This is a genomic window from Bradyrhizobium barranii subsp. apii, from assembly GCF_011516635.5.
Taxonomy (GTDB): Bacteria; Pseudomonadota; Alphaproteobacteria; order Rhizobiales; family Xanthobacteraceae; genus Bradyrhizobium; species Bradyrhizobium barranii.
Genome location: NZ_CP096255.1, coordinates 1,061,311 through 1,086,444, shown reverse-complemented (window position 1 = coordinate 1,086,444; position 25,134 = coordinate 1,061,311). Strand labels below are relative to the sequence as shown.

Below are 25,134 nucleotides of genomic sequence, written 5' to 3'. Positions count from 1 at the left end.
GTTGATCCACGAGGGGAAGCGGATGCCGGCCAAGAGAGAACTGACCATGCGACAGATACGACAGATGCTGCGGCTTGCCCGTGATGGGGTGAGCGCCCGGGAGATCGGGCGCACGCTCGGGGTGGCGCGCAGCACGATCCAGGACAATCTCAAGCGTGCCTCGACTGCCGGGCTGGCGTGGCCTTTGGCGGGCGATCTGACCGACGCCGTTCTTGAACAACGTCTGTTTGCCCATGCCGGCGTCAGGCGCGGCTTCCGCCGGCGCCGGGAGCCGGATTGGGCCTCGCTGGCCTGTGAGCTGAAGCGGCCTGGCGTCAATCTGATGGTGCTGTGGGAGGAGTACCGGGCGGTCCATCCGGAAGGTTATGGCTACAGCCGGTTCTGCGATTTATTCCGGGAATTCGAGCGGCGGCTGTCTCCGACGATGCGGCAGGACCATCCGGCCGGCGACAAGGTCTTTGTCGATTACTCCGGCAAGAAGATCATGATCGTTGATCGCGCAACCGGGGTTGTGCGCGACGCGGAGATCTTCGTCGCCGTGCTTGGCGCCTCGAATTACACCTACGCCGAGGCGACCTGGACGCAGACACTTCCGGACTGGATCGAGGCTCATGTCCGAATGTTCCGGTTCTTTGGCGGGGTGCCACGCCTCGTCGTCCCTGACAATCTGAAGTCCGGCGTGCACCGGGCGTCGTTCTACGACCCCGAAATCAATCGCAGCTACGGGATGATGGCGTCCCATTACGGCGTTGGCATCCTTCCGGCACGGCCAAGAAAGCCCCGGGATAAGGCAAAAGTGGAAGCCGGAGTGCGTTTTGCCCAGACCTATATCCTCGGGCGGCTTCGCCGGCAGACCTTCTTCTCGCTGGCTGAGGCGAATGCGGCAATCGCCGCCGCGCTGGAGCGCATCAACGCCCACGTCATGCGCCGGATCGGCGTCAGCCGCCGACAATTGTTCGAGACCGTCGAGATGCCTGTCCTGGCGCCGTTGCCGGATGCCGACTATCAGTTCGCGGAATGGCTCCTGGCCCGCGTCTCGCTCGATTATCACGTCGAGGTCGACGGCTTCTTCTACTCAGTTCCACACGGCCTGATCCGGGAGCAGGTCGACGTTCGCGCCACCACCCGGACCATCGAGTTGTTCCATCGGGGTTTGCGTGTTGCTGCTCACCAGCGCCGTTATGGCGGCCGCCGGCACGGCACTGATCCCGATCACATGCCCAGTGCGCATCGGCGTTACGCCGAGTGGACTCCCGATCGATTCCGGCGCTGGGGGCGGTCGATCGGGCCCAACACCGAGGGGCTCGTTCTCGCCATCCTGGCCAATCGGCCTCATCCCGAACAGGGATTCCGGACCTGTCTCGGCGTGCTTCGGCTGTTCAAGGATATTGATCCCGAACGCGCCGAGCTGATCGCGGCCCGCGCGGTCGCGGTCAGCGCACTGACCTACAAGAGCATCGCCTCCATCATCGCCAACAAGCTCGAACGCAGTTCTCGCGATACCGAGGACGCGATCATCGAACATCCCAATCTGCGCGGCCCCGGTTACTTCCATTGAAAGGATTATCCAGCATGCTCACCCATCCCACCCTCGACCTGCTGCATAGCCTTGGTCTCCACGGTATGGCCAAAGGCTTCAAGGACCTCGATGCCCAGTCCGAAGCGCGCAGCCTCGAACACGCCGAATGGCTGGCGTTGCTCCTGGAACACGAGAAAACGCTGCGCCAGCAAAAGCGGTTCGAAAGCAGAGCTCGAGCCGCCAAGCTGCGTCATGCCGCCTGCGTCGAGGATGTCGATTACCGCGCTATCCGCGGCCTCGACCGCACGCTCTTTCTAAAACTCGCCGCTGGCGACTGGATCCGGGCACGACATAATCTCCTTGTTACCGGGCCGTGCGGCGTCGGCAAGAGCTGGCTCGCTTGTGCCCTCGGCAACAAGGCTTGCCGAGACGACTTCTCAGTTGCCTACCATCGTGTGCCGCGTCTCTTCGCCGCTCTCGCACTCGGCCGCGCCGATGGCCGCTATACCAAGATGCTGCGGGCGATCGCACGACTTGATCTGCTGATCCTGGACGACTGGGGACCAGAACCTCTCGACGCCGACCAGCGCCGTGATTTGCTCGAAATCGTCGAGGATCGATACGAAGCCCGCTCGATTATCGTCACCAGCCAGCTGCCCGTCGATCGCTGGTACGAAATCATCGGCAACCCCACCATCGCCGACGCGATTCTCGATCGCCTCGTCCACAATGCCTACCGCATCGAACTCAAAGGAGAGAGCCTCAGGAAGCAGAAGCAACCCGCTCAAGATCAACCGGTCTCTTGACCTTCCCAGCCCTCGACGACATCATGAAATTGACCCATGCGAACGACGCCACGGGTGGCCGGCTTCAGATCGGAATACCCGGCCGGCTTCGAATTGGAATGCATGGCCGGCTTCGTCGGAATCCGCAGCCGCGGTTGTCGATTGTGTCGGTATCCGCTCCCTGGCATTGCCGTCTGCCGTGACATGGGTCTCTCCCCGATTCTGGTCGTGAGAGGCTCTGGATGCGCTAGAAAGCAGGGCAGCTGATGGCGTTCGATCCATCAACACCAGATCGAGAAGCGCAGAAAGCGCTGCAAGTGCGGTTATGCTGACAAATGGCCGAGCTGCCAAAAGCTCCGCCTCAGGGCATGCCGTCCGGTCGAACATCCATGCTGGAACCTCCAGCCAACGATCTGCTTGCGATCCATCCAGTGTGCAGCGGAAGGCGACATCGCCAGCCTTGTCGACGGCCCCATGAACGCAAACTCGGCAACCAAACCAAGGATGATATCGATAAAGAACCACGCGAAGAGCGGTCCTGTGGGCGTTCTCAAACCTCGTTGTACAACACGACCCGCAGGCACTCGACCATCGGCTATCTCAGCCCGGTTGAGTTCGAGCGCAAGGTGGGATTAGCTTAACCGGGTGTCCATCAAACCGGCAGCAGATCACGCGTAGTGATCGAATCGAAGACGTGCCAAGTGAAACTTGGCACGTGCCACCAGTTAGATGCGCATTCAATGATCTCAGATCCGAGCTGCGAGCGGGTCCCGCGAATCCGAATGCACCGGGATCTTTTTGGCGGCGGGCTGCTGCGATTTCCTTTTAACGTCCCTAGCAGCTTACTTTGACGGGAATGGCGATGCTCAAAGCCCATAGCGCCTCCGGCTTCCTGAGAAGCTGATGGATGTTCGGGGGGCGCAAGGGTTCACGCCCGGCTTCGGAGGCTAAAGACAGGCAGAGCTCAACGCGAGGCAGGGCTTGTGCTTTTGAGCCGACGGTAGATCGCGCCGTCGAGGCAGCCCTCAATCCAATTTGCGATCTTGACGGGATTTTCACTGCGACGCTTGCGTCGGCATGACTTTGACATGCAGACAAACCTGAGAGCACCGTTCCTGTGCAGCGCCTCCATCGCCGACAACGGGCGGGAACGCGCCACAGCAATTCTGGCCGGGTAGCAGGGCCTGGAGGCCCTCCGCCCGTTTGTCGGGGCGAAGGCTGCGATTGCCGAGACAATCTGACTGTTACCGTCGATCCTGAATCGATAGATCGCCAAGCTGCCCTTCTCGCGGCCGTTTGGCGAAAATGAAAGGCGGGCGCTAGCGCCCGCTTCCACGAGTTTCCGACACGCCCCGGGATCGGGCCTCATGCCGGCTGTGCATGGCGATGGAAAATGCGCTGGAACATGCTCTCGTGCATCATCGTCTTGAAATCCGGTGGCGCATCCGGGTTCTCATTGTGGTTGATCACCGCCTGCGTCACCTTGCGTCCGGAGTTGTCAACCCACCCCTGAGTTGTCTCATGGATTGTCTGAGCGCCATCGGACGTCAGCTGATCAAGCGTCCGCCCAGCATTAGACTGCGTGACCTTCAGATTGTTCTTCCCATCCTTGTCGTCACCGAGCCCCTCCACAACCATGGCATTGTCGCCGTTGGTGATGGTGAGCTTCGAGGAGATGGTTTTTCCTTTGCCATAATCGACCGTGTCCACCGTGATCTTCGTGCCGTCGTCGAGCTGGAAGGTCATACCTTTCTTGAAGTCGAAATCGTCCTTGCCGTCGCCATTAGCATCGACGTGAGGATCGCCGTGGATCCTCGAGACATGGCCGGTCTGGTTGTTTCTAACGGTCCAGGTGCCGTCCTTCTCATCGGCTGTGATCGTATACTTATCACCAAGGTTGATCGTCGCCTTGCCGTCCTTGACCTCGTGCGACCACACTGGCGCTGGCTGAGATGACGGCGCTGGCGCCTGAGCGACGGCAAGCGGAACCATCGCAAGAGGTGGCGGTGGAGGAGGAACGAAGAACACGGGTGTTGCAGTGGCAGGCGTTGCGCTTGCAGACTGGTAGCTGCCCGGCGCGCGGCCCTGTTCGCCGGCATCGATACTCGCCTGATTCACCACGCCGCCGGCGCCATCGACCCAGCCTTGGCCGCTCTCATGGATCGCCTGGGCACCATCGGGTGTCAGCTCATCAAGAGTCATGCCAGCATTGGACTGGGTCACCCTCAGATTGTTTTTGCCATCCTTGTCGTCGCCGAGCCCCTCCACAACCATCGCGTTGTGACCATTCGTAATGGTCAACTTTGAGGAGATGGCCTCACCATTACCGTAGTCGACATTATTGACGGTAATCTTGGTCCCATCGTCGAGCTGGAAGGTCATATCTTTCTTGAAGTCGAAGTCATCCTTGCCATCCCCGTCCGCGTCAACATGGGGATCTCCATGGATCTTCGTGACATGGCCGGTCTGGTTGTTGCGAACGGTCCAGGTGCCATCCTTCTCATCGGCCGTGATCGTATATTTGTCGCCGAGGTTGATCGTGGCCTTACCATCCTTGACCTCATGCGTCCACACCGGATCGACGGAAGGCTCTAAACCCGAACTTTGCTGGCTCAACAGCATGGAAGGAGGAGGCGGCGGCGCCATCATGTACATGGGAGCAGCCACAACTGGAGTGACGACCACCGGAGCGACAACGACGGCAGCACCTGCCGGCAGGTACTGGTAGGCACCTGTTGGGGCATACTGCCCCAACAGCGCACCGAAAGCGGGGCTGGCAACCACCCCGTCAGACCCCACTCCATTCACCGTCGAATCGAGTGCGCCGACCACGGGGAGACCGGCCACGGGAAGATACGCCATTTAGTTCACTCCTGTTGCATCGAAGAAAGCGGTAAAATTGCGAGCGTTGCGCTCAATCAACTAGGAACCATTTTAGAACGCACCCCTGCCCGATGGGGAGCGAATGGATGCTTCTCGCTGCCGGCGCCGGCGCCGGCAACCCTGATGAGCCCCCCCTCCTCTCGTCGGTTTGGCACGAGCATGTCGCACGCATCCAAGTTCCAAGACTGTACCAGCAGTACCTGTCGAAAAGCTGACGACAACAAACCATCGACTGAACATCACAGCCCTCGTCAGCAGACACGGGCTGGGGATCGCATGATTGCTCGCAGCCGCCTTCCACGACAGACCACCTTTAGGGAATATCCACGCTCGCCGATCACCGGTAACATGCAGTCTCGCACCCGACGATCGACTGTCCGATGTCAGCTACACTGAGTAGGCCCTGCTCCTTGCGAGGCCTCAATAAGCGACGAGGTCTCACCGCGAAGCCGCCAGTCGCCCGTCGGACCAGGAAAGCCCCCCCCCCACCCCCCGTTGGGCGCTATCGATGCAATCTCTAAGTGCCGGCGATCACACCATCGGTCTCCGCAGCAACGCTCACCGACAAACGCAACAACCCGGCCGTAGGCCCAGCGACCGGGCCTGATCGCCGGACCACGCACACCCGTCAGAGCTTCGCTGCAAGCTTCACCAGACCAACGAATTGCGCCTGACGCGCAGGCACGTTCGCCGCGCCGATATCGGATCGGCGTCAGGCTGATCATACGCGCGGCCAGGGAGGCAAATGAAGCTTGCAAGCTGTCAGCAGGTGATGAGCTTCTGCAAAGTGCCGCCCCAATGTTCTGGAACGCGAGACTCGTCAGCTTCTCGAAAGGTAGCACTCCTAGCATGAGGCCGCTGAACTGTAGGCGAGGAGTCGCCTATTGAGCGTAACAAGACGAGCATAGGAGAAGTCGATGATTGGAGAAATGATCGGAAGCGCTGCCGGCGGACGGTTGGGCGGACCTTCCGGAGCTGCGATTGGTTCCGCCGTGGGCGGGGCCCTTGATCGCGCCTTTGGAAAGGTGATCCACAAGCTGGGGTCCGAAGATAGTCACCCCGACAAAGCTGCCGACAACAAGAACGCTGAAACGAGCAACGTACAGCCCAAGACCGATGGTCTCGGCAAGAACGCAGAGCTGGGCCTGAGCAGTCTGGGGGGCGAGCACGTCTTTCTTTCTATTCCTGCCATCGTGTCGTCGGCCCGCCCGACGTAGCAGGCCACAACTACGACACACGACAAAGAAAGGTGAATAGACATGGCGGTTAATAGTGTTGGCGGTAACGGTGCCGCTCCTGCTACTCAGCAGACCCAGGATGCCGGTTTCCAGAACCAGATGGCTGAGTTCGAGCGTGTTAGCCAAAAAGTTCAGGCCCAGGCCGTGGCGATGCGCAGAATTACGACCGAGCTCTCTTCCGAGAAGAAGGTCGCCGACGAACGCGTCCAGTAAATCTGCAAGGCGGTTGGCTCACCGAGTCGCTACCGTGTCCGCGCAGTGAATGACGAACTCTGCAAGAGCCGTACGGCGAACTGCCGTACGGCTTGTCTCGTTATTCAGGAGATGATCCGTGAGCGAATCGATTTCTCTCGAGTTTGAGGTCTTATCGGGACTCTATGCCGGGCTTAGGGGCAAAACCGCTATTGGGGCCAGCCTCATCGGCAGCGGCCTCGATGCCGATCTGATCTTCTTTGAACAAGGGCTCGAACCGCGCCACCTTCGCATCACCCCGCATACCAATTCGATCGAGATCGAGGCCCTTGCAGCCAATATCAGACTGGACGGCCGCGAGAATATGCCCCCAGGCGAGCGCGTTAGTGTTCCTCTTCCTGCCGTCGTTCATGTCGGCGCCATGTCCATTCGCTGGTCGACGCAAGATTTGCCGCAAGGTGGCTCAAGCAGCCGCTCTTTTATCTGGATCGTGGTGCTCAGCCTCGTCTTGCTCAGCTCCATGGCGATCGGCGCCGTCTCGCCCATATTCGCCCCTGACGATAACGCAGTGCCGCCGAGCACAGACGCATCGCCTGTGGCCGACATTGCCGCCAAACCAGCCATCAATCGTCTGGATGCGAAGGCCGCTGATGCAACTGCCGAATTGCTGCGGCAGGAGGTTGAACGAGGGGGCCTTCTTAATATCAAGGTCGGTTCGGGGCACGGCGTCGTGACCGCGGAAGGAACCGTGACCCCAGCCCTTGGCGCAAAATGGCAGGAAATCCAGCAATGGTTTGATCATCAAACCAACGGAACTCCTGCCCTTGTGAACGCGGTCACCGTCAAGGACGAAAAGGCGCCGCCCTCAATCTCGGTCCAAGCGGTTTGGCGCGGAAGCGAACGTTATCTTCTTATCGGCGGCCAGAAGTATTTCGTGGGAGCGCTGCTGAGCAATGGATGGACCGTCGATCGAATCGAGGATGGACGAGTGCTGCTCAGTCGGAACGGCCGCTTCGCTGCACTTCCCTATTAATGTTTTCGCCCTGCAGGAAGAAAGGAGAAGCCTATGGCCCGACTGCCCCAGCACCCTGTAGGGTCCGGCCCCTTGTCGCAGGGGTATGACGCGGGGGAGCATGCATCGGTCAACGGCCCGCCCCCCCCGAAAGCCGACCACATCGAAGTCGAGGGCGCTCATGCAGATGGCGCCACGAAACAGGCGTCGTGGCGAGACGCATCCGCTCAGGATCTGACAATTGATCCTGCGAGCGAAGCCGCGCTCGAGGTCGGCCCGATCGATGCAATCTCGCGCGTCACTCTCTTCGAGAGGGCTGCTGGCGCAAATGAAATCGACCCCCGCGCTGTACTTGCGTCACTTTATGGCCACAATCTGTCACAAGGCCTGCTCTCCTTCGTCATTCCACGCCTGCGTCATCCGGACGTGCTGCGCGCAGACAGGCATGGTGCTCTTCTGGAGCGCTTAACGCAAACGCTGGAATCAACGCCAGACGACAAGACGGCCGGCGAATGCTTGGCGATCCTGCAGCAAGAACTGCGGCGGTTCCTTCTGCTCCGGCAAAATCAGAACAGCTTGATCAAGGGCTAGCCATGATCGAATCGGATCGAGTGCAGGATGTGCGCACCTCGGCCCCGGACGTTTCCAAGTCCGGCGATATCCTGCTGATCTCCGGGCCGGAGCGTGACCTGCTCTGCGCCCTCTCCTATGTCCACCTCGCGTGCGGGCAGAGCGCACAAAGTCTGGCCCTGCTACGAATCGCAGCCCGCGAACATTCCCAGGATGTCGATCTGCTCCGAATTCTGGCCTACACCCTCATCTCGGAGGGCCTTGGTGACGAAGCACTTGAGGTGCTCGATCAGCTGGACGCCGTTGATGCTCACCCGTCTTCACGCGTGCCTTTGACGCTCCTGCGCAGTCAAGCGCTGCGGGAGGCAGGCCGCATGACCGAGGCCCGCGATGTCTTCCGACGCTATGTGTCATTGCGCGGCAGCACCGCTCTCATCAAACAGAAATAGGGACCTTCATGGCCAACGCCTTGCGTAAATTCATCCTGCGCGCGCCGGCTCATCCGGATTTTATGGTCGCGTTGATGCTGCTTCTGGCGATCGGCATGATGATCATGCCGATCCCGATCATCGTGATTGACATGCTGATCGGCTTCAATCTTGGCTTTGCCATATTGCTGCTGATGGTTGCCCTCTATCTCAGCACAGCGCTTGATTTTTCCTCGTTGCCGGGCGTCATCCTTATCTCGACGGTATTTCGTCTCTCGCTGACCATCGCAACCACGCGGCTTATTCTTGCGGAGGGTGACGCAGGCAGCATTATCCACACCTTTGGCGACTTCGTAATATCAGGGAATATCGCTGTCGGAGTCGTCATATTCCTGATCGTGACCATGGTGCAGTTCATGGTTCTTGCGAAAGGCGCCGAGCGCGTCGCAGAGGTTTCTGCGCGCTTCACGCTCGACGCGCTGCCGGGCAAACAGATGGCGATAGACGCGGAGCTGCGCAATAACCATATCGATCAACACGAAGCGCGTCGCCGGCGCGCGGCACTGGAGCAAGAGAGCCAACTTCATGGCGCCATGGATGGTGCCATGAAGTTTGTCAAGGGCGACGCGATCGCTGGCCTGATCGTCATCTGCATCAACATGCTGGGTGGGATCAGTATCGGCCTGCTGTCCAAGGGTATGTCGCTCGATGAGGCGCTGCACCAATATACGCTGCTGACAATAGGGGATGCGCTCATCTCGCAGATCCCGGCGCTGCTGCTGTCGATCACGGCCGCAACCATCGTCACGCGTGTGAACGGGCCTTCCAAGCTCAGACTTGGTGCCGATATTGTCAACCAACTCACGGCAAGCACACAAGCCCTTCGCTTAGCCGCTTGCGTCTTGCTCTTGATGGGACTCGTTCCCGGCTTCCCTTTGCCGCCGTTCGTCATTCTAGCTGGGCTCTTCGCTGCAGCGAGCTATGTCAGGGTTGGGGCGAAAAGCGACAAGACGGCAGGTAAGACAAGTGCAGATGCCGCCGCTTCCGCTCGGGCTCTAGCACAGACCCAGGAACAAGCTGTTCATGCGGAGGCACTTCCGATCGCGCTATTCCTCGCGCCGGACCTGACGTATTTAATCGACAAGAACGAGCTGGAACAGTGCATCGCGCGCGTTTCGACGCTGGTATCGGCGGATCTTGGCATAACGGTCCCGCGTATCCCGGCTCAGGTCGATCAGCATCTGTCCAAGTCGCAGTTCAGGGTAGATGTCGACAGCGTGCCGGTGGAACGGGATGTAATCGATCCGACGCAACTCGCGCTCAACGACGATGTGGCGAACATCGAATTGAGCGGCATCCCCTTTCGACAAGAGCCGGAGACGAATCGGGTCTGGATCGAAGAAGGTCATGCGGCCGCCCTCAAAGCCGCGGGAATCGGATATCATCGTCCGAGCGAAATTCTTGCCTTGCGTCTCCACTTCACATTGACACGCTATGCACAGCGCTTGGTAGGCATTCAAGAAACCCGCCAATTGCTTGGCCGAATGGAGCAGGAATACGCTGATCTGGTCAAGGAAGTGCTGCGTACGACCACCGTTCCTCGGATCGCCGAGGTCCTGCGCCGCCTACTCGATGAGGGCATTCCAATTCGCAACACCCGCCTACTGCTGGAAGCCCTGGCAGAATGGAGTGAACGCGAGCAAAATGCGGTCCTGCTCACCGAATATGTTCGTGCCACCTTGAAACGGCAGATCTGTTTTCGCTATGCCAATGCCCATCGGGTTGTGGCCGCCTTTATCATCGAGCGCGAGACCGAGGATATTGTCCGCGGCGCGGTGCGCGAAACCGCTGTCGGTCCATACCTCGTTTTGGACGATTGGCAGAGCGAGAAGCTGCTTGCACAATTCCGTCAGATCCATTCGACCATCGCTCGAAGTCAGAGCCAACCCATTATTCTCGGTTCGATGGATATCCGTCGTTTTGTACGAGGCTTTCTCACCCGCAACGGAATCGATTTGCCCGTTCTGTCCTATCAGGACCTCGCTTCGGATTTCACCGTCCAGCCGATTGGGTCCGTCAAGCTTCCGGCTGCCAAGGATAAGGCCGCTTCCTCGGAGCGTGGCGGGCTTCTTACCGCGCCGACTTAACAGAACGCAGCCGCTTATCCCGAGATGGCCCATGACTCCATATGCGATCAGCGTCGGGCGGCGCTTGTGCTCCTTTGGTCCGGGCTCGTGCCCAGCTCTTCTCGCCATATTGCTGCTATCAGCTTGTGCCGGCTCGGAGCGGTCGGCGCTCTCCCCGCAGCAGACATCCACATCAGATCCAGCAGGCGCCGTGGAGATTGATCCTGCCATGCGTGAGCGCATTGTTCGCGCCATCGATCGGAATGCTGACGAGCAGACTTTACGCGACACGTTGAGGCAACAACCGGACAACGTCGATGCGGCGATTCCTCTTGCTCGGGCCCTGCTGGGACGCAGATCCCCAGATGATGCGCTTGAGGTGCTCGACGCGCTCTTACTGGTCGTACCTGGCGACCTGCGCGCGCTGAATGCCAAGGGTGTTGTGCTCGACCACGAGGGCCGCCATCGCGAGGCACAAGCGCTATACCGCCAAGCTCTTGAAACAGCTCCCGCAAATGCGATGTTGCGTAACAACCTCAAACTCTCGCTCGCACTTGAAAGCAAGACGGAGAGCGGGAACACAGACCCACGGCCGCTAACGGACGGCCGGCAGGCGTTGGCCCGCTCGAGATGAGTTGGCGAACAGCAGCGAAGCGCCGATGCTGCCTGCCGGTCAGCTTGCCGACAGCAAATGTTGCCTATGAGTCGCGCGGAGACTGAAGAGACAAGCTCCGCCAAGCAACGTCGCCGAGAGGAATGCAACTCGCCATGTATAATCGCATTAGTGACTCTTCCATCGCCTACCCCGCAAGCATTTCCGAGGCAGATGAACTGGGAAACCGCACTGAGGATAGCCGAAGCTTCGCAGACATGTTTTCGGAAATGCGGCTAGGCTCGTCTGGTCAGCACGCTGGCTCATCTTCGACGGGAAGCCGGCCGTACTTTCTCGGTTCCGAGCCCCGGTGGTTGAGATCTCAAAGTCCACCTTCGAGAACGAGCTAGTTAGAGGAGTTTTATGGCGACGATATCGGGCATATCGCTACGCATCCGCAGCGGTACTCAGATCCAATCTCCCAAAAAGCCCAACGCACGGCGGATATCGCGTTTCGCTTCGGCAGGAAAGCCGGATCGGAACAGGCGCGATATTTCAGCTATCAGCTGGGCAACAAAAGCGTTGGACTTCTTCGAACCGAGCCCGGAGGCCTCATGAGCGAGCTCTTCAAAGGCGACAACGCGTGGCGGGAGAAGTTCCCTAGACGAGATGAAATCACGTCAAGGATAGATTTCCGAGTTCGTCGATAACGCAGGCGATATTCTGCTGGAACATCAGCTTCGGCTCGATGGCGACGAACCGCCCGTCCTGTCTCACTCGATCAACCCGGAAGCGAAAGCTCGCGCCTGAGCATTGGGCTTCGTTGAGGTAAGCGATTCGATGATGGTGCTTGAACCTACCAAGCGCGCGGACAGGTGTAAGAAGAGCGAAGATGGACAATGGCAGCGAGAGGGCAGACCACCCTTGTATCTTGCCGCAACTGAAGACAGAGCCGGCAGTGATGCTGGGCGGCCCCAGAACTCAGCGACTCCCGCGCAGGAGCCGTACGATGATAGATACGACTTCATGTAGATCGCACCGCTCACGATGAGACAACTCAGGTGGTCAGCAAGATGGATTCTCGCACTGGTCCGACTCGACTCTGATACAATTCGAGGTACTCTTTGATCACTGACACCAAGCATCCCGCGCGGGAATGGACCCGGTGGCGGCATGGAGTTCAAACCACACCAGGAACGGCATGCCATTTGACGCCGCGGCCTGACGCTTCACTGAAGGCACCTCCACACTGCTCAAGTTGCGAAGATCCGCAGCCTGACGTTGCACCCCGCCAGAACAAGGAGGCGACGCCCGCATTCTGCGTGTAGTAAGTAGGCTTTGCGGGTTTTCGGACTATAGACCATGCGTACGCCGGGACGCTCGCACCGCCCACGACAGGAGCACTCGGATGATCATGCCGGTTCGCCGAAACTGGAATCCAGACGAATTGTTCCATGGTCTACAATGCTCACCGCCGAACCATCGGTTGTACGCGCACGTTGGAACAAATTGTGGCCTGATCTGTACACAGAATATGACGCCACGCATCAGAGGCAAGAATTACAGGTCCGAAATCTGGACATTACCGATGACGCTGAGGCGTTTTTTCAAGCTGGGCGCCGACGAAGAACGTCACACCGATGGATTCATCCGCATCATTGAACTTGTCGCTAACGGATCCGAAAACGCGCTACGCGCGCTATCGAGACACTCGATCGCATGATTTTGATCCGATCGGTGCACACCTGAATGACGAATTCTCCTTGATGGTTATGATCGCATTTGATGAGATGTGCACTTGCCCCGCCTATGCTGCCGAAAAGTCGTTCTATGATGGACTTGGAAACGACACGTTCCATTATTGGCTCAGAGAAAGTGATTGCCGACGAGGCGGTTCACTCAATGAACGCCGTTGACGTTATTCGCGCTCATACAGCGACCGCATTGGCGAAGTCGCCGCAATTCTCGACAACCTCATCAGGCGCGTTACCGACAATCTGAATCATTCTAGAACCTTCGTCCTGGATTATTTCGGCGGAGTGTACGATAGAGAGATGTTTGCCAGCTCCCGTCTCGCTGTGATGAGAAACGTTGCCAAGCCAATCGCGGTGTAGAGAGAGGTGGATGGAGCCATCGGCCACGACCCATGGCACCGCGCAGCAATCGAGCAGCCGTGCACGACGGCCTGAGCCGGACAGCTTTATTGGACGGCGCAGCCTCATAGGCTCTTTGCACAGATCCGCATCCAAATCAATCTCACAGCGAGCCTGAAAAGCTAAACCGTCGCTCTCATTGCCCTGCGATCCGCCGTGCGCCGCAAGTCGCCATGCTTGCTCAGTTGCTGCCGAGTTCACGTCCATTTCACCTGCAATGTCGTGTTCGTGACGTTCTCACGGTTGAGCGCGCTGCCAAGAAGGTAAACTCCGCGTTTTGTTTTGCAGTCACTTGACCACGCAGTGCGCCCATCGAGAGCCGTCGAGCAATCGGTCCAGCTTTGCTCGGCTGCTTGCGAACGGTGTGCGGCTCCCGCTGTGTCGGCTTCCTTGGCCGCGACGGAACTTGGCCCCGATGTAACGAAAGGCGATCGCCATTGAGTATGGAGCTCCGTGGCGACCGAGGTGCGAGGCGCCGCTCCTGGTGCCCTCCACTCGATGGCGCGCACCGCCTGAGCGGCTCTGCACACCATACAATCCAAAGTCAGCTTGATGCTGAGCTCCATGAAGCCTCTCACTGACAAATATTCATCTGGGTCGAGCTGCGCACATCGTGCCGGCGACGCCAGCTCTGCTAACGAACGGCAACTGGGCCGAGAAGCCCACAGGGGAATGGGCCGAGCCCCCAAGCAGCGGCTTGCGGACCAGCCCGGCTGAGGTGGCTCGGCCGATGCCCTCCTGTCCAGGCCCGCGAAGAAAGGCTGGCACCGACCGGATAACATCCGCCGAAACAGTCATCGCTGAAGCTGCGGCAGGCGGCGGCGCCGGCCTGTTCGGCGGATGCGTCTGACCTAGCCCTACTCTGCATCGCGACATGTTCCTGTCAACTTGGTGGATGAGGAAAAACCACAAGGCGCGTCTTAGGGAAGTCCTGCGAATTGCGGAACGGCACACCTTGCAACGACTGCCAATCTGCCGAGCTGCAGTCAGAGGACGACTTTCATCAAAGTTTTCTGGGCAGCGTTCGGTCCTGCTCCGCAGCCTCGACGCAAGCCCACCTCATAGCACCGCCTCGATCAGTTCGATCAACGCTTGAATCTGACGCCACGTGCGATTCCCGTCATTTCATGCTGATCGAGAATCGGCAGCATCAAGTAGCTAATGGTAATCGCGATGATCACCACCCGCGCACAGTTGTTTCCTCGAGAACTTCCCTTCAGCTACTCGCAAACCTCTCGTGGAGTACGATCACGAGTGATTAGTTGCTGTTCTCGACCTACATTCTCACTGCAATCAAGTGGCCTCTGCCGCTCGCTGTTGCAGAATATTCATCAGTTGCGCGGCTCCCGCATCAAAGATGCCATTGCCCCTTCTTTCTGCCATGTTCGCGTCCAAAGCAGAGGCTCGCCGAGCGAGTACTTCGCGCGCGGCAACAGCGAGTGTCTCAGGAGATTTTCATGGTGAAGCCAGTTGTGATTGTGGTGGGTGCGGACAAGGGAGGAGTCGGAAAGACGACCGTATCACGAACGCTTCTGGACTACTTCAGCGTCAATAAGGTGCAAACACGCGCATTCGACACGGAGTCGCCGCGGGGAACGCTGAAGCGCTTCTATCCCGAGATCACCGAGATCGTCGATATGACGACCACCGCGGACCAGATGAAGATTTTCGATACCCTAAATGCAGGGCTATCCGTCACCGTCATCGATGCTCGCGCCGGCTTATTGTCCTCAGCACTGGCCTCCTTGCGCGACATCGGCTTTTTGGATTCGGCGCGGTCCGGCCAGATCACCTTTGCCGTATTCCATATCTTGGGATCATCCATCGCTTCTCTGGACGAGATCGCTGAGACCGCGACCTTCATGAGCGGCGCAAAGTACTATCTGGTCAAGAACTTCATCAACGACACTCAGTTCTTTCAGTGGGACCAATCGACCTACAACTCCTATTTTCACCGCATCAAGCATGCGACCGAGTTGACCATACCGAAACTCAACGAGATGGCCTATGAGCAGGTCGAAGTCGCTTCCGTCCCATTCGTGGACTTCGTCGCAAACAAGGGGCGGAACGATGAGCCAGCGAACAACTCCTTCGTGCTGCGCGGTTATGTCCGGCACTGGCTGGCAAATGTCTGGAGGGAATTTGACCGTATCAACTTGACGGAGCTGGCCGGCGCCAGGTCAGCCACCCAGGCTGGCGAGAAGTAATCCGATTCTCGGCGCGCTCCGGGTTGAGCCACGTACCAAACAACATTGATCTGCTGGCTATGTTAGCGACCCCACTCTACATCATCTGCTCTCCTAGCCCGCAGGTCGGCAAAACCCTCATCGCTCGCCTCGTAAGCGAGTTCTTGCTGCTGAAACATGGCACCGCGTTGTCGTTTGATGTCAATCTGAAGGAGCCGTCATTGCTCGATTACCTTCCCAACATCACGGAGACCGCAGATGTGATTGATACTTACGGCAAGATGCAGCTGATGGACCCACTGATCATCCACGATCGGGTAGCCAAGGTGATCGACCTCGGCTTTCATGCCTTCGACGAGTTCTTCAAGATGTGCGAGGAGATTGGCTTCATCAAAGAGACGGCGCGCTGCTATGTCGCCCCTATCATCTTGTTCGTCGCTGGCACTGACCGCATCTCCATGCGAAGTTATGAAATGCTGCGGCAAAGGATTCCGACGCCGGCGCTAGTCACTGTGCACAATGAATTTGTGCTCCGCGGAGAATTACCTGGAGCGATGGATGGCGAGCGGGTACTTCGGATTGCCGCGCTGCCGCCGTTTCTCAAGAGATATATCGACCGACTTAGCTTCTCATTCACCGGGTATCTGCGCAACGAGAAGGACTGGTCTACCGAACTACATCAGTGGATCCGCGGAAATTACACTATGTTTCGCGATCTGGAATCCAGTATGATCCTGCGGGGCCCCTATCGATCTCGGGCGACGAACATCGCGAGCCTAAGGAGCACAAGGGCCACGTGAGGTTCTGTCTCGCCGTCCATTTCGATTAGAGATGAACGTATGCAACTACCAGATTCATTGCCGGGATCGCCGAGTCGAGAGCACTCCGTTTTATCGTGATCGTCCGCGGCAGCGCTTACGCCGAACGGCCGATCCGGACACGCCGGCTCTCGGAAAGATCAGTGACCAGCTGACGTTGCGAGGAGCCAGACGTATCGACGGCTCTTCCATCAAGTGGTGCTTCACAGCTAGGCCGGACTTGATCCGGGCCGGCTCGTCTTCATCGATGAGACTTGGATCAAGACCAACATGGCCCCTTTGCGGGGCTAGGGCCCCAAGGGCGCACGCCTGCGCGGCTTCGCCCCGCACGGTCACTGGCGTACCCTCACATTCCTCGGCGCGCTCCGCCATGACCAACTCACGGCACCCTGCGTCTTCGACGGCCCGGTCAACGGCGAATGCTTCTGCGCTTATGTGAAGCACCTTCTCCTGCCAACCCTGCGCGAAGGGGACATCGTCATTCTCGACAAGCTCGGAAGCCACAAGTCGAAAGCTGTCAGGCAGATGATCCAGGCTGCTGGCGCCAGGCTCTGGTACCTGCCGCCATACTCGCCCGACCTCAACCCGATCGAACGTAAGCGTAGCTCTGCGGCCCTTTTGAATGGCGCTTGACGCCTATTTTGTTCGCGTGGCGCGTCGCCGCGGCTTCCTTGTGTCGGACAACGCGTTGACGGCGGCTTCGAGTGCCTTCCGGTCGACGACGTTGGGATCGAACCGCTCCGGGCCCCAGAGGCGCATGTGTCCGTGCTCGGGATGGGCGGGGGTCGCTGATGGCGGCGAGGTATTCGGCATAGCCTGGCGCACCGCCGACGTCTTCCGGAGGACAACGACCGGCGGCCTCGAGCAGGAAGGGAAGCCCCTCCGTCGTGGTGTTCTCGAACCATTTTTCGAGCTTGATCACATGGTCCCAGCTGTCGCCGAAGTCATAGAGATAGTGGATCGTCTTGGCGCCGGTCTCGCGAACGATATCGCACAGCCGCGCTTTGCGGGCATCCATGGGCTGGTGACCGTAATCATTGTCGGGGTCGGGAATCCCCCAATGTGCCTCACCAGCAAAGAACTCGAAGAGGTGACTGTTCGTCCAGCCGAATGCCTCCTGAAGCGTCAGATGCAGCCGATCAAGGCGCAGGGTGACGGGTACGACAAGGCGACGCATCACCTCCGGCTTCACATCCTTGAGGGTCACCTTGATCCGGACCGCGGTCGTGTTCAGGCTCATGCCGCCAGCCTCGGATCGCGTGTATGCATCGTATAGGTCGACGCCCAGGGAAGCAGTTCGTCCAGTCGCGCTGCAGGCCAACCATTGACGAGCTTGGCGAGAACGTCAGCGAGCCAGTGCTCGGCACTGACGCCATTGAGCTTACAGGTCTCAATGAGCGAAGCCAGCAATGCCCAATTCCCGGCGCCTTCGTCGCAACCGGCAAAAAGAGAGTTCTTGGCGTTGAGCTTGATCGGTCGCATCGCACGCTCGACAGCATTCGTGTCCATTTCGATGCGCCCATCATCAAGATAGAGCGTCAGGCCGTCCCAATGACGTAGTGCATAGCGCAAAGCCTTCGCCGTGTCGCTCTTCTGCGCAAGGTGATCGAGCTTGGCCTCAAACCACTGCTTCAAGGCTGCAACCAGAGGCCGGGTATGCGCTTGTCGGCCAGCACGGCGCTCGTCCGCAGATCGGCCGCGGAGGGCCTTCTCGACCGCGTAAAGCTGGGCGATGCGCTCAAGAGCCTCGCGGGCAACCGGAGCTGGCGCAGGCGCAGCCTCCCGCTCGATCTTCACAAACTGGCGCCGCAGATGCGACCAGCAGAAGGCGAGCGTCCCGGACAGGGCGTCCGCACGCGTCTCTCGGGTCATGGTCTTGTAAGCCTGATAGCCGTCGCAGTGGATGATGCCGCGATAGCCCTCCAGCAGCCGCAAGCCATGAACGGCGCCGCGGCCCGGTGCATAGGCATAGACTACCCCAGGCGGATCAGGTCCGGCCCAAGGCCTGTCATCGCGTGACAGCGCCCAGAAGTAGCCGGTTTTTGTTCTGCCGCGCCCCGGATCCAGCACCGGCGCCGGGGTCTCATCGACACAGAGCTTCGAGGAGGCGAGCAGAAGCTGGCGCAGACGATGCCACACGGGCTTCAATTCCTGGGCGGCATAGCCGACCCAGAAGGCGAGCGTGGAACGATCCAGCGCTATTCCGTGCGTCGCCAGCATCTGCGCCTGGCGGTAAAGCGGCAAATGCCAGTGATACTTGGCATCGATCACATGCGCGACCAGCCGCTCGGTGGGCAATCCTCCCCTGATCAATCGCTCGGGAGCCGCGTGCTGCAGGACGACGCCATGACAGGCGCGGCAGGCCAGCTTGGGACGGCGGGTGATGATGACGCGATACTGCGCCGGAACGACGTCGAGCCTCTGGCTCTCATCCTGACCAATCTCGAAGAGGTTGCCCTTACAAGACGGGCAGCAGCTCTCGGCCGGCATCATAGTCTCGATGACGCGCGGCAAATGCTCCGGCAGCTGACCACGGTTGGCTCTGCGCGCGGCAGCTCTCTTCTCGCCTGTTTTGGGATTGGCACGATTCTCGGCGGCTTCGAGAGCCGCAACGGCCTGATCGATATCCTCCAGAACAAGCTGCAGCTGATCAGCGTCCAGCTTTTCCGAGGACCGACCGAACTGCGCATCTTTCGCAAGCTTGAGCAACCGCTCGAGCCGGGCGCAGCGATCCAGCAGAGCCGCGGCAAAGGCACGCAACTCGGCTGGATCGCTCGGTAGCTCATCAGGCAAATCACTCATTGGCCCGAGCTTGCCATGCTTCGCGTCACGATGCAGCGATGATTTGCATTTTTACGCAAGCGCTTTCGGCTGCGGGATCCGAGGCGCGTGCATGCGCGTCCAATCCATGCCGGCCAGCAGTGCTGACAGCTGGGCCCCATTCATCCGCATCACACCGGCCACGATGGGTGGCCATTTGAAGCCGCTGCCATCGAGCCGCTTCCAGTACATCACAAGGCCGCTGCCATCCCAGACGACGATCTTCACCCGATCGGCGCGCTTCGCACGGAACACCACCGCCACGCCCTTCATCGGGTCATGGCCCAGCGTATCCTTCGCCAGCAGCGCCAAGCCCTCTGCACCCTTCCTGAAGTCCACAGGTTGCGTCGCCACGTAGATCATGAGGCTCGCCGGCATCGTCAGCATGAACGTGTCCGTCGCAGCGCAATGAACACATCGCTCAACGCAGCAAGGCCAGGCGCCCCGCGCACCTCCACGCGCGCGCCCTGGAACTCAACCGTAACAATGGCTGCTTCCGGCGAACCGGAGGGCTCTGCGGCCGCAGGCAACGCTAATTCCGACACCACCGGCACGAACGACAGCGTGTCCGCCGACGCCGGCAATACCAACTGGCCCAAACGCGCCCGGCGCCGCCAATCATGCACCTGCTGGGGCCGGCAGCCATGGCGACGAGCGACGTCTGTTACAACCGCCCCCGGTTCGAGGCTTTCCGCCGCAATCTGCGCCTTCAAATCATCCGGCCAGCGCTTTCGACCTGCGCCAGCGAACACTTCAATACGCGGTGACAACGGTCGTCTTATGTCGTCAGAATGGTCGTCCATTGTGAGCACCCTTCCAGAAGATGACTCTTCTAACGGTGCTCTCAAGACTCCGCACAAACAATCAGACGGGCCTCGGCGCTACGCTTACAGTTCGACCGGACGACCTACCATTACAAGTCGCGTCGCTCCGGCCAGGCTGCCAAATCGAGTTGGCGGGAACTGCCGAAGGAGGGGGCGGGCGCGCTGGATGCTGCGGTGTTGAGCAAGACCACCGGCGGTCATATTTGATGCAGCCATCGCTTTTGTCGTCATAAATCTGCAATCAATGCATGCGATAAAGTTCGGTCCGACAAATTGCTGCTGCTCGGATTGAGCAACAGCGCGTTTGTTTAGTGATTTGTCGAGATGGATATTCGCAGATGGCCTACACATCGCTACGGTGCAGATGCTCCGCAACGTCCTTGATGAAGTACTTGCTAGCCCCACGTTCATTGGGCAGAAGCAGCTCTCTGCACTGGAGATCGCGGAGCGCATTCTCTGGCTTGCTTCACAGGGATAGCGGGAGGCCGCAACGATCAAACATCACCTGCTGGACGAGTTTTTGGCGAGCGGTAGCTATAGCGTAAGAGCCGAGAAGGCCATCTCGATGGCGAGCAAGGCTCCGCGTTTGTCTCCGCGGTCGCAGTGGTGAGGCGGGGCGATCCAGCGGGTCAGCTCAAGCAGAGTGGAGTAGTAGGCATCGGTTAGCGCTTAAGTCGCGGAGCCAACCTTCCGGTATGTGGATTTCATCGAGCTTCGGGATGAAGCAACGCCAGATGCCACAGCATTGAGTTTTTGATTCTGCTGTGCGGATGGCCACCCCTCCGATTGACTATCTCTGGCAAGTTCGCTGCACACAAACATTGTAATCTGCCCTGCATTTATCATTGGCGATCTCCTTCATTTCAATCCGCTCGCGGTCATCGAGAAGATCGACGGCCGAGGACGCATCGAAACATTGATGTCGGCAAGCGCCGTACAGTGTCTAGCGGTCAATCAATGTCGGACCGATGCCTTAAACCACCAACCTCATTTGGTGGCGCCTGCTCCGGCGCGATCAATGACCCAGGCCACCATGTAGCCCTTGGCCCGCTCAGCCTGCACGTGCCGGAGGGCTTCAGAGTAGGTCAGTAAGGGCTCCTGCGCCGGGTAGACAGCGCGGTCGGTCGGGGTGACGAAGTGGTGGCAACACACGCGGTAGTTTTTAGCCTCGAACATCGAAATCCTCCTCTCGCCTCAGCTTGCGCCGCCGTACGCTCACGCTCCCAAGTGCTTACCACAGAGAATGCGGCCTCTTAGAGGCCGCATTCTTCTTTAATTGCGCTTGACCTGCCGCCGAAATTTCATACAGCGCGGTTAGAGTCTCGGGGTTGATATGCAGCGAGACCGAAGTTTGGACCACCCAGAACTAGAGTTTTGCGCTTCTTTCACGATGGCGGGCTGGTGGCGCCATCGCGGTTGTGCAGTAAAATCGGCGGTCTGTTGCCGATTGCCCCATGCGGGCGATCTTCATTGTACAACGAGGTTTGAGAACGCCCACAGGACCGCTCTTCGCGTGGTTCTTTATCGATATCATCCTTGGTTTGGTTGCCGAGTTTGCGTTCATGGGGCCGTCGACAAGGCTGGCGATGTCGCCTTCCGCTGCACACTGGATGGATCGCAAGCAGATCGTTGGCTGGAGGTTCCAGCATGGATGTTCGACCGGACGGCATGCCCTGAGGCGGAGCTTTTGGCAGCTCGGCCATTTGTCAGCATAACCGCACTTGCAGCGCTTTCTGCGCTTCTCGATCTGGTGTTGATGGATCGAACGCCATCAGCTGCCCTGCTTTCTAGCGCATCCAGAGCCTCTCACGACCAGAATCGGGGAGAGACCCATGTCACGGCAGACGGCAATGCCAGGGAGCGGATACCGACACAATCGACAACCGCGGCCGCAGCAACAGATGGATCTGTTCGGGAGCGGCCTGCCGAACGGCGCCATCCGCGCGCCAGCATGGCCGGAGTTGCCGGCGGAAGCCCGGGCGGCCCTCACAAGCCTGATGACGCAGTTGATCCTCGACCATGCTGCGATGACAGCGACGCCGCCCGCGAAGGGGGTCGATCATGATCTCTGACAAGGTCAGGCCTCATCATCTGGAGCGTAAGGCGATTCTTTACGTGCGCCAATCCTCAGCACATCAGGTGTTGCACAATCGCGAGAGCAGCGCATTGCAATACGCCATGCGGGACCGGCTGACGGCACTCGGGTGGTCAGAGATCGAAGTGATCGATGATGATCTCGGTCGTTCAGCCGCCGGCGGCGTGCAACGCGCCGGTTTCGAGCGAATGGTAGCGGAGGTTTGCCTCGGTAAGGTTGGTGCGGTTTGCGCCCGCGAGGTCTCGCGCTTCGCCCGCAACAGCCGGGATTGGCAGCAACTCATCGAGATGTGCCGCGTGGTCGATACCGTTCTGGTCGATCAGGAGACGATCTATGCACCGAGGCACGGCAACGATCGCCTGCTACTCGGGCTCAAGGGCAGCCTCAACGAGTACGAACTGGATTTGTTGCGCCAACGCTCGCTCTCGGCCCGCTACGAGAAGGCGCGCCGGGGCGAGTTGGTTGTGGCGGCGCCCGTCGGTTTCGTGAAGGCCGGCGACCGTTATGAGAAAGATCCGGATCGGCGTGTCCAGGAAGCGATCAAGCTGGTGTTCGACAAGGTCGAGGAACTGGGCAGCGCGCGACAGGCGCTCTGCTGGCTCCACGAGTACAATCTCGATCTACCAGTGAAGCAGTCCAACGGCGACACAGCCTGGCGGCGACCGAGTTACTCCGCCATCCACCGGATCATTGAGAACCCGGTCTACGGCGGCGCCTATGCCTATGGTAAGACGGCTGTGGCGGCGGGATACAGCGCCGGGGGCGTGAGCGTGAAGATCCGCCGCAAGACGCGGAACGAATGGCTGGCGCTGATGCCCAACACCCACGACGGGTATGTGAGCTGGGAGAGGTTCGAGGCGATCCGCACCATGGTCAGCAGCAACGTTCCCACCGGTCGGCATCACGGCGCACCCAAGCATGGGGACGCGCTGCTGGCCGGTCTGATCCGGTGCAAGCGCTGCGGCCGCAAGCTCACACTCCGGTACTCCGGCATGGAAAACCATATCCCGCGCTACAGCTGCAGCCGCGCCTGGATGGACAATGGCGGGGCCCACTGCATCGCCTTCGGCGGATTGCGTGTCGATGATGCAATCGAGGACGCACTGCTTGGCGTCGTCGGTCCGGGCGCTATCGCCGCTGCAACCGCTGCCGCCGAAGGAGCCAGGGAACGGCGGGATCAGGTGCGCGATGCGCTCAGTCGCGATCTGGAAGCGGCGCGCTATGCCGCCGACCGGGCTTTCCGGCAATACGATGCCGCTGACCCCGCGAACCGGTTGGTGGCGAGTGAGCTGGAAGCGCGCTGGAACAGGGCACTCGCTCACGCGGCGGAGGTCGAGGGCAAGATCGCCATGCATGATGCGGCGACGCCCGCACCCATTGCTGATCCAGCTTCGCTCGGCGTACTGGCCTCGAACCTCAAAACGGTCTGGGATGCGCCGACGACGGATGCTCGTCTCAAGAAGCGCATTGTACGCACCCTCGTCCATGAGGTCGTGGCCGATATAGACGACGCGGCGTCCGAGATCGTTCTCATCGTCCACTGGGTGGGTGGCGCTCACAGCGAGTTGCGCTTGCCCAAGCGCCGGCGCGGACAGCGCAACAGCACTTCCGCCGATATTATCCAAGCCGTGCGTCAACTGGTGCTGATCGCCAGCGACGATCTGATTGCCGGCCTCCTCAACCGCAACGGCCTCAAGACGGGCAACGGCAATCGCTGGACCCGCGAGCGCGTCACATCAATGCGCTCGAGCTACCACCTCCCGGTATTCAAGCCCGCCGATGACGGGATCGAACCCTGGCTCAACCTTAGCAACGCCGCAAAGCTCCTGAAGATCGCGCCCAAGACGCTCCGGCTGGCCGCTGAAGCCGGCGAAATCGAAGCCTTCCATCCGCTGTCGGACGGCCCGTGGATCTTCGCCCGCGCCTCGCTGATAACAACTGCCGCTCAATCTATCGCCGAACGAGCGCGACAGAACCCAAGATACCCCACGGGATCGCATCCCAATCAGCAAAGTCTCTTCTCTTCAACAACATAGACAGATGGGTGTTCTGATGCGCGGTTGTAGAAGTCGAGATATCGGCCAATCGAGTCGCGCGCCTCGCTGACGGTCTCGTACGCCCGCAGATACACCTCCTCGTACTTGACGCTGCGCCACAGCCGCTCGACGAACACGTTGTCCCGCCAAGCCCCTTTGCCGTCCATGCTGATGGCGATGCCGTGGCCGGCGAGCACGGCGGTGAAGGCCGCACCGGTGAACTGCGAACCCTGGTCGGTATTGAAGACGTCAGGCCGGCCGTGCCGCGCCAAGGCATCCTCCAGGGTCTCGACGCAGAAGGCCGCTTCCATCGTGATCGACAACCGCCACGACAATACTCGTCGGGTAGCCCAATCGAGCACGACAGCGAGGTACACGAAGCCGCGCGCATCGGGATGTAAGTGATGTCCATCGCCCAGACCTGGTTCGGACGCGTGATCTCCATGCCGCGCAGCAGGTACGGATAGATCTTGTGGCCGGGCTCCGTCTTCGTGGTCCGGGGACGGCGATAGAGCGCTTCTATCCCCATCCGCCGCATCAGCGTTTTGACATGCCGGCGGCCGACCTTGCACCCATCGGCAGCCAGCAGGCCTCTCAACATCCGCGAACCGGCGAAAGGATACTCCAGATGCAGCCGATCGAGACGCCGCATGATCGCGAGATCGGCATCCGACACCGGGCGCGGCAGGTAATAGACGCTGCCACGGCTGATCTGCAAGACTTCCGCTTGCCTGGTGATCGACAAATCGTGCTCGCGGTCGATCATCGCTTTGCGCTCAGCAATCCCGCCTTGGTGAGCGCGCCTTCTAAAAAACTATGCGCGGCGCTGCGCTCCCCCTGTGGGATAGAAACGGGCT

19 protein-coding genes and 3 pseudogenes are annotated in these 25,134 nt (G+C 59.7%); 14 read left to right on the top strand and 8 right to left on the bottom strand.

The window, feature by feature from the left end; genetic code table 11:
* Positions 1–46: 46 nt before the first annotated feature.
* Positions 47–1,558, top strand: coding sequence for an IS21 family transposase (istA, locus tag HAP41_RS05140; RefSeq protein ID WP_166105319.1), 1,512 nt, complete (start codon positions 47–49; stop codon positions 1,556–1,558).
* A gap of 14 nt (positions 1,559–1,572) precedes the next feature.
* The gene (gene istB / locus HAP41_RS05135) at positions 1,573–2,325 is read left to right on the top strand and encodes an IS21-like element helper ATPase IstB (protein ID WP_166057122.1); all 753 of its coding nucleotides are present in this window, start codon (positions 1,573–1,575) and stop codon (positions 2,323–2,325) included.
* Positions 2,326–3,669: 1,344 nt separating this feature from the next.
* On the opposite strand, the gene HAP41_RS05130 is transcribed toward istB, so the two are convergent.
* A complete protein-coding gene (locus HAP41_RS05130; RefSeq protein WP_166104763.1) occupies positions 3,670–5,166 on the bottom strand; it encodes a DUF1521 domain-containing protein in 1,497 nt (498 codons plus the stop codon).
* Between the two features lie 938 nt (positions 5,167–6,104).
* On the opposite strand from HAP41_RS05130, the gene HAP41_RS05125 reads away from it, so the two are divergent.
* The 7 genes from HAP41_RS05125 (at position 6,105) to HAP41_RS05095 (ending at position 11,387) form a co-directional block, all read left to right on the top strand.
* Positions 6,105–6,404 carry a hypothetical protein gene (locus HAP41_RS05125; protein WP_166104766.1) on the top strand — a complete coding sequence of 100 codons (300 nt, stop codon included), beginning with the start codon at positions 6,105–6,107 and terminating at the stop codon, positions 6,402–6,404.
* A gap of 42 nt (positions 6,405–6,446) precedes the next feature.
* Positions 6,447–6,638, top strand: coding sequence for a hypothetical protein (locus HAP41_RS05120; RefSeq protein WP_014498042.1), 192 nt, complete (start codon positions 6,447–6,449; stop codon positions 6,636–6,638).
* A gap of 118 nt (positions 6,639–6,756) precedes the next feature.
* Complete coding sequence (locus HAP41_RS05115; RefSeq protein WP_166104769.1) at positions 6,757–7,650, top strand: SctD/MshK family protein; 894 nt, start codon at positions 6,757–6,759, stop codon at positions 7,648–7,650.
* Positions 7,651–7,683: 33 nt separating this feature from the next.
* Positions 7,684–8,220 (top strand): hypothetical protein, encoded by a 537-nt coding sequence (locus HAP41_RS05110; RefSeq protein ID WP_176396263.1) that lies wholly within the window; start codon positions 7,684–7,686, stop codon positions 8,218–8,220.
* A gap of 2 nt (positions 8,221–8,222) precedes the next feature.
* Positions 8,223–8,648 carry a type III secretion apparatus assembly chaperone SctY gene (gene sctY / locus HAP41_RS05105; RefSeq protein ID WP_166106204.1) on the top strand — a complete coding sequence of 142 codons (426 nt, stop codon included), beginning with the start codon at positions 8,223–8,225 and terminating at the stop codon, positions 8,646–8,648.
* A gap of 8 nt (positions 8,649–8,656) precedes the next feature.
* Positions 8,657–10,774, top strand: a complete 2,118-nt coding sequence (gene sctV / locus HAP41_RS05100; RefSeq protein WP_166104774.1) for a type III secretion system export apparatus subunit SctV — start codon at positions 8,657–8,659, stop codon at positions 10,772–10,774.
* Positions 10,775–10,982: 208 nt separating this feature from the next.
* On the top strand, positions 10,983–11,387 hold the full coding sequence (locus HAP41_RS05095; RefSeq protein WP_224580962.1) for a tetratricopeptide repeat protein: 405 nt from the start codon (positions 10,983–10,985) through the stop codon (positions 11,385–11,387).
* A gap of 1,886 nt (positions 11,388–13,273) precedes the next feature.
* Here HAP41_RS05095 and HAP41_RS05090 read toward each other — a convergent pair.
* Positions 13,274–13,705: a hypothetical protein gene (locus HAP41_RS05090; RefSeq protein WP_166104784.1), complete on the bottom strand. Its 432-nt coding sequence runs from the start codon at positions 13,703–13,705 to the stop codon at positions 13,274–13,276.
* Between the two features lie 1,250 nt (positions 13,706–14,955).
* On the opposite strand from HAP41_RS05090, the gene HAP41_RS05085 reads away from it, so the two are divergent.
* From HAP41_RS05085 to HAP41_RS05075, 3 genes and pseudogenes are all read left to right on the top strand, one after another.
* Complete coding sequence (locus HAP41_RS05085) at positions 14,956–15,705, top strand: P-loop NTPase family protein (protein ID WP_166104787.1); 750 nt, start codon at positions 14,956–14,958, stop codon at positions 15,703–15,705.
* Between the two features lie 59 nt (positions 15,706–15,764).
* A complete protein-coding gene (locus tag HAP41_RS05080; protein ID WP_166106206.1) occupies positions 15,765–16,484 on the top strand; it encodes a hypothetical protein in 720 nt (239 codons plus the stop codon).
* Between the two features lie 237 nt (positions 16,485–16,721).
* Positions 16,722–17,099 (top strand): annotated as a pseudogene (locus tag HAP41_RS05075) (IS630 family transposase); the annotation flags it as partial.
* A 39-nt stretch (positions 17,100–17,138) separates the two neighbouring features.
* Here HAP41_RS05075 and HAP41_RS05070 read toward each other — a convergent pair.
* From HAP41_RS05070 to HAP41_RS05050, 5 genes and pseudogenes are all read right to left on the bottom strand, one after another.
* A pseudogene (locus HAP41_RS05070) lies at positions 17,139–17,742 on the bottom strand (plasmid pRiA4b ORF-3 family protein).
* Positions 17,739–19,304 (bottom strand): IS66 family transposase, encoded by a 1,566-nt coding sequence (gene tnpC / locus HAP41_RS05065; RefSeq protein ID WP_166055670.1) that lies wholly within the window; start codon positions 19,302–19,304, stop codon positions 17,739–17,741. Before tnpC ends, HAP41_RS05070 begins: the two are co-directional and overlap by 4 nt.
* Before the next feature lie 51 nt (positions 19,305–19,355).
* Positions 19,356–19,709, bottom strand: coding sequence for an IS66 family insertion sequence element accessory protein TnpB (gene tnpB / locus HAP41_RS05060; RefSeq protein WP_166065968.1), 354 nt, complete (start codon positions 19,707–19,709; stop codon positions 19,356–19,358).
* Positions 19,703–20,125 carry an IS66-like element accessory protein TnpA gene (tnpA, locus tag HAP41_RS05055; RefSeq protein ID WP_166055731.1) on the bottom strand — a complete coding sequence of 141 codons (423 nt, stop codon included), beginning with the start codon at positions 20,123–20,125 and terminating at the stop codon, positions 19,703–19,705. The genes tnpB and tnpA overlap by 7 nt, the downstream gene beginning before the upstream one ends.
* A gap of 1,008 nt (positions 20,126–21,133) precedes the next feature.
* Positions 21,134–21,322, bottom strand: coding sequence for a hypothetical protein (locus HAP41_RS05050; RefSeq protein ID WP_126262079.1), 189 nt, complete (start codon positions 21,320–21,322; stop codon positions 21,134–21,136).
* A 725-nt stretch (positions 21,323–22,047) separates the two neighbouring features.
* Here HAP41_RS05050 and HAP41_RS05040 point away from each other — a divergent pair.
* Together HAP41_RS05040 and HAP41_RS05035 are read left to right on the top strand one after the other, a co-directional pair.
* Entirely contained in the window at positions 22,048–22,218 is a 171-nt protein-coding gene (locus tag HAP41_RS05040) for a hypothetical protein (RefSeq protein ID WP_206706209.1), read from the top strand.
* A complete protein-coding gene (locus HAP41_RS05035; RefSeq protein WP_166065785.1) occupies positions 22,208–24,277 on the top strand; it encodes a recombinase family protein in 2,070 nt (689 codons plus the stop codon). The genes HAP41_RS05040 and HAP41_RS05035 overlap by 11 nt, the downstream gene beginning before the upstream one ends.
* Here the strand turns inward: HAP41_RS05035 and HAP41_RS05030 are convergent.
* Positions 24,247–25,091, bottom strand: a pseudogene (locus HAP41_RS05030) (IS3 family transposase); the annotation flags it as partial. The gene HAP41_RS05035 and the pseudogene HAP41_RS05030 sit on opposite strands and share 31 nt — an antisense overlap.
* Between the last annotated feature and the right edge of the window lie 43 nt (positions 25,092–25,134).